This window comes from Photobacterium pectinilyticum, from assembly GCF_024357955.1.
Lineage (GTDB): Bacteria > Pseudomonadota > Gammaproteobacteria > Enterobacterales > Vibrionaceae > Photobacterium > Photobacterium pectinilyticum.
Map to the genome: position 1 here is coordinate 1 of NZ_JANEYT010000149.1, position 3,485 is coordinate 3,485.

General features: G+C 38.6%; 3 protein-coding genes and 1 pseudogene. 2 read left to right on the forward strand and 2 right to left on the reverse strand.

Annotated features, from left to right (window positions below; translation table 11 throughout):
- Positions 1 to 796 precede the first annotated feature (796 nt).
- Entirely contained in the window at positions 797 to 1,342 is a 546-nt protein-coding gene (gene mobI / locus NHN17_RS25435) for a conjugative transfer protein MobI(A/C) (protein WP_255045461.1), read from the reverse strand.
- A gap of 1,050 nt (positions 1,343 to 2,392) precedes the next feature.
- Here mobI and NHN17_RS25440 point away from each other — a divergent pair.
- The gene (locus NHN17_RS25440) at positions 2,393 to 2,698 is read left to right on the forward strand and encodes a hypothetical protein (RefSeq protein ID WP_255045462.1); all 306 of its coding nucleotides are present in this window, start codon (positions 2,393 to 2,395) and stop codon (positions 2,696 to 2,698) included.
- 37 nt (positions 2,699 to 2,735) lie between these two features.
- A complete protein-coding gene (locus tag NHN17_RS25445; RefSeq protein WP_255045463.1) occupies positions 2,736 to 3,131 on the forward strand; it encodes an acetate and sugar kinases/Hsc70/actin family protein in 396 nt (131 codons plus the stop codon).
- A 177-nt stretch (positions 3,132 to 3,308) separates the two neighbouring features.
- Here the strand turns inward: NHN17_RS25445 and NHN17_RS25450 are convergent.
- A pseudogene (locus NHN17_RS25450) lies at positions 3,309 to 3,485 on the reverse strand (IS1595 family transposase); the annotation flags it as partial.

Below are 3,485 nucleotides of genomic sequence, written 5' to 3' on the forward strand. Positions count from 1 at the left end.
GAGCGTACCACTTTCAGCAGTTGGCTTCCTCTTCTACACCTTTCCATGAATGTCGCACTTATTATCTGAAATCGGGCCAAAGCAATTAACAATCAAATAAAAGATTAGTTTGTATTTACGAAAGTTATGTTAGGACATTACTAGTAGAGTAACTAATGTAATAGTTACTCTACGAAAGTAATACTGCGACATTGTTAAATCATTAGTGACTGAAGAAAGTATTGTTGGTGTTCGCTACAGGGTTTATATCCGGTGAACTCTTTTGAGTTGTGTTGGAGTTCGTCATATCTGCCATCGGTATCTTTGTAAAATACTTTTTGGGTTGTTAGGTTGGCCTGTTTAATCAATACCTTTATTACTCGGCCAGAATCGTTGGTTACAGAACGGTTGCCATCATCTAAATCTCTTATTAGGAGGACGGTGTCTGTTACAGTAACTAATTCGAATGATGACTCAGTGATTAAACGGCTTTTAAAAAATTTAGCCAATATTCAATGTCCTTATGTATATAGGGCGTCGTATAAAGCCGAGCCGATAATTATGATTAAGACAATCCAAATATACAAAGCTGATCGTGACTTCTTTCTGAATGAATTGTTCATGAAGTACTTTGCTTCTGCTTCGAATTCCTGATGTAACTGCTCGCCTTTTTCGGTACGAATGTTTGTCTGGGACATTCGTAGGGAAGTTTTAGTGTTTCTGGGTTTCTTACTGGGTTGTATAAGCAGATCGCACTTGCCTAGCTTGGCTAACTCTGTCGGTGTGACAGAACCATAGTTGTTGTCCATCATGCCTCCTATTCAATTTCCTTCATGAATTTAGCCTGTAGCCTCTCCAGCTTGCCGATCACGTTAACGAGTTGGGTTAAGGCTTCGTTCTGTTGTCGAAGGTGCTTGTACCGATTCTCGGCTATCTGGATTGCAAACTGTTCCCACTCCGGTGCTGACTTAAACTGCCTCATATCGTGATGATACTTGTATGCACGACTCAGGTGTGTTGAGGCAATTCTCATTTTTTTTTCTAAACTGGAAGACTTATCGGCCCAGAACCGGTTTATGTACCAGTGGAATTCAAGCGATCTACGCGATCGTCTTTTCACCCTCGTGCCAAACCTTCCCTGCTCTTGTTCAGGTGCAGTACTTCTGGCTGTCCTATTGACCTGCCAAAATTGATCGGATGTTTTTCTAGCGGCTACATCGATGGTATCTCTGAGTTCGTCTGCGACCTCATACAAAAACTGAATCAACTTATCTTGATGTTCTTTAAGATCGTTGAAGTCAAGATCTAACCGATGCTCTTCCCCGTCCGATCCAGGGAGCATTAGATCCTTAAGGTTTTTCATTATCTCTACACCTGTTTTCAAACCAAAAATCAAAAGCCAGAATTGCGCGTCAATACCAGCTATATATCTATCTGGACATTAGGCCGCAATTCCGCCAGATAAATCAAGTTCATTAAACAAACAATTTCCACCTAATGTCCAGATAGATAGGACTTAACCGGTGTCACTGTTTTATCGTAGCAGTACAGTGTAAAAAAACAGCCCCTATTACTATCTATCTGGACATTTAGTGCCAAAAGTTTCGAATTTTTGTCGAAATCTAATTATATTACCCAATGCTGACTTTCTTAAAGGCCTGTGCTTATCTATCTGGACATTTAGTGCTAAAAGTTTCGAATTTTTGTCGAAATCTAATTATATTACCCAATGCTGACATTCTTAAATGTCTCGTGCCTATCTATCTGGACATTTGGTAGGGTAAAGTCTAATTTTATATCAATTAAAAAATTGCTCTGAATTTGACCAGTTCGGGGAACTCCAGTCGGTTTGCTGTGGCATTGTTAAATTTGTGCTTAAAGTCACGGAACTTCTGTTGCTCTGAGGTTTGTGTCGGTCCATCACAAGTGGTCAATGTGTTAACATAACCTGCGTGTCAATTTTATGACCATTGAGTGCATGCTCTTTTTGTTGGGCACCTTGGGTTGGCCAAGTTAAGGATTGATGTTCACTTTTTGCTTTTAATTCATTGATTTTTTTGAGCAATGCTCAAGGTGTAACGTGCAAATATACAATTTTGTGTAGTTTTGAGTAAATGTAGAGAGTTTAATGTAGAAGAGAGTTATTTGGTGACGGAAAGTGTCATTTTTTTGCCCTTTAATTGCCATGGCAGAACCGTCAAACAGAAATTTTCCGTTTTTGCCGTTAAAAGTGTCTTTTTTTGAGGTTTTGCGTTTTTTAGCCAAAATCGCAAGAAGGGAAAGCATTGTTGTTATGCGAAAAGTTGTACTTTGAAGTGGTTATTTATGTCTGAGAAAGGAAAAAACTATGTCATTCAATACTTCAAATTAAAGTGACCTTTTTGCACTTGGAATGGATATAGGTTATTCGAACGTGAAACTTACCATGGGTATGGTTTCAAAGGACGGCTCTTTTGATATAGAGCCTGTGAATAGTCTCGTCATGCCTATCGGTGCTGCACCAGAATCAAAGATGCCCCAGTCAGCTACAGGCGAAGACCTGAAAGCAATCAAAGTTCTTGTTGGAGATGAGGTTTACCCATCTTCTAACGCGTACAAAGCACTATTCCTTGCAGCATTAGTTGCAACAAAACGTAGTGTTACTGATGTGCTTATAACGGTTTACCTGTCGATCAGTTTCATGATATTGATCGAAGGGAAAAGTTTATTTCTATTTTAGAGGGTGCTCATCAGGTATCAAGAAAAAATAAATTGTCGTGAAGAAAGTATTATTAATTCCGCAGCCTTCAGGCACATACCTTCATGCTATCCGCTCCACCAATGACCCTAAAATATTAAAGCTATTTAAGTCAGGTATGGATATTATTTGTGATCCGGGTTTTTATTCCACTGATTGGATCATTATTAATAAAGAAACCATGCAGAAAAGTTCAAAGGGTACTTCTACCAATGCAGTTTCTAAATTACTTGAAACAATGTCTTTCTTCATTAGAGAAGATTACGCTTGTGCACCAAGTATTGATCAAATAGAAATGGCCTTCCAAAAAGATGAAGAATCTATTTGGGTTTCTGGAGAGGAATTTTTATTAAAATATTATTTAGACAGAGCAAGTGCAGTAGTTGCTACTGCTGCTATTACTGAAATAATATAAAGTTTACGTCATGGAGTGAAACCGGATATTTGTATTCTTAGCGGTGGGGGTGGAAAATACTTTGAGTCTGCTATTTCTGAGGTGTTTAAATGTAAGCATCTAAGGGGCTTTGTTGCCTAAATTATTTTGAACCAATTACGTACTTACGGATCAGATCTTACTCATAACCGTACCTGATTACCACCGAGCCTCAGTTAATTTAAGTAAACGTTGAGGCATCGGTGCTGTTTGAATGCCTGAATAAATGAGCTGTTCCAACATCTTTCCCATGTTAAATCGCCGATTAAACTTAAAACAGAACTCTGCAAGATAGCGTGGTAGATGCTTCTTATTTATCGCATGATATGTACCATG

Coding starts and splice junctions, on each gene's coding strand:
- mobI (WP_255045461.1), bottom strand. CDS start 1,342: ATGAAAAACCTTAAGGATCTAATGCTCCCTGGATCGGACGGGGAAGAG.